Origin of the sequence: Tychonema sp. LEGE 07196 (assembly GCF_963890365.1) — a bacterium.
Classification (GTDB): Bacteria; Cyanobacteriota; Cyanobacteriia; order Cyanobacteriales; family Microcoleaceae; genus Microcoleus.
This window is the reverse complement of sequence record NZ_CAWPRX010000171.1, coordinates 1-1,192: the sequence shown is the minus strand read 5'-3', so window position 1 is coordinate 1,192 and position 1,192 is coordinate 1. Positions and strand designations below refer to the sequence as shown.

Sequence of the window (1,192 nt, the reverse complement as noted above, 5' to 3'; positions counted from 1 at the left end):
GGGTTGGGGTGGGGTGCTTTGGATTTTTGCAAGAGTTCTAAACTACATTATATCTCAATACCCTTCACTGAGCAAAGGATGTCATTGCGATTCAAGAAAGCAATCGCAGGGACTATGAAGCTTTTGAGTTAAAGGAGGTGCGAGGCGAGCAATTCTTTTTTTCCTGATTAACTTTTACCCAATCGTACCTCATCTTTATGAGAAAAGCTATACTTAATCTATGGTGAAAGCTTTAGAGGCGATTTATCTGCCAGATGCAAATCGATGGATTAATTGGATACAAAGGAGAAATTAACAATGCTATCTGTATAAAAATGCTCAATTTGTGGCGGTGAAATAGTTATCAAAGAAGTCGATAAACTTTTACGGGGCGGCAAGCATACTGCTATCTTAAAAGTATCCGCTGAAGTTTGCCTAAGCTGTGGAGAACGGTTGTACTCTGTGGAAACAGTTAGGAAATTTGCCAAAATTAGACAGCAATTGCAGCGAGAAGAGACTCAAGAATTTCAAGCGATGGGGAATTTTTTTCGAGTGGGATAAGTTATACGATAAAAAGAATGAAAAACCTAACTCAATTAACCCAGCTTGAATTAGTGCTGCTGGAATTAGTAGCTAAAGGTCAAGGAAAATGGAGTTGGTACGAACTCGCGAATCCACTTTCCCGTAGAGATGTACCGTGAAAACCTGACATGATGGTTGCCTTAAAAAGACTGGCTGCTGATGGCTTGATTAAACGATATGTAGAAACAAATTCGCCTCGCGATAGATGGGAATTGACAACTGAGAGGACGATTTTGTTGACAGAGGCAACTGCTTCTGAACAGACTACTTTATGCAAATATGTTGAATTTTAACTTAGAAACCAGATTTGTAGTTTGTATTGACAATCAAGACTATCAAGCATCCTTAAGAAGTGCAAAAAATCTATCAGCTAATACCCGATAATCGCGCTGCGAAACATCAATTTATCCGAGTTATTGACGAATCCGGCGAAGATTATTTGTATCCAGTTGCATATTTCGTGCCGATAGAATTACCGAAATCCGTAGAAGCAGTATTTATTAAATTTTTCCCCAAACAAAAAGCGCCCCTATTTCTAGGAGCGCTTTTTGTAATCTCAGACTAAAACTTAGCCGTTGATAGAAGGAGCAACCATTGCTACAGGAGTTGTATCAGCAGCAGCCAAGTCAAG

At 39.3% G+C, this 1,192-nt stretch carries 2 protein-coding genes; both read left to right on the top strand.

Going from position 1 to position 1,192, the window contains the following annotated elements:
- Positions 1-321 precede the first annotated feature (321 nt).
- A complete protein-coding gene (locus tag AACV78_RS20645; RefSeq protein ID WP_339383742.1) occupies positions 322-540 on the top strand; it encodes a YgiT-type zinc finger protein in 219 nt (72 codons plus the stop codon).
- Positions 541-557: 17 nt separating this feature from the next.
- Positions 558-680, top strand: a complete 123-nt coding sequence (locus AACV78_RS20640) for a hypothetical protein (RefSeq protein WP_255513066.1) — start codon at positions 558-560, stop codon at positions 678-680.
- The last annotated feature ends 512 nt before the right edge of the window (positions 681-1,192 follow it).

Bases quoted from the DNA above. Each gene is read 5' to 3' on its own strand.
- AACV78_RS20640 (WP_255513066.1), top strand. From the start codon at position 558: ATGAAAAACCTAACTCAATTAACCCAGCTTGAATTAGTGCTGCTGGAA.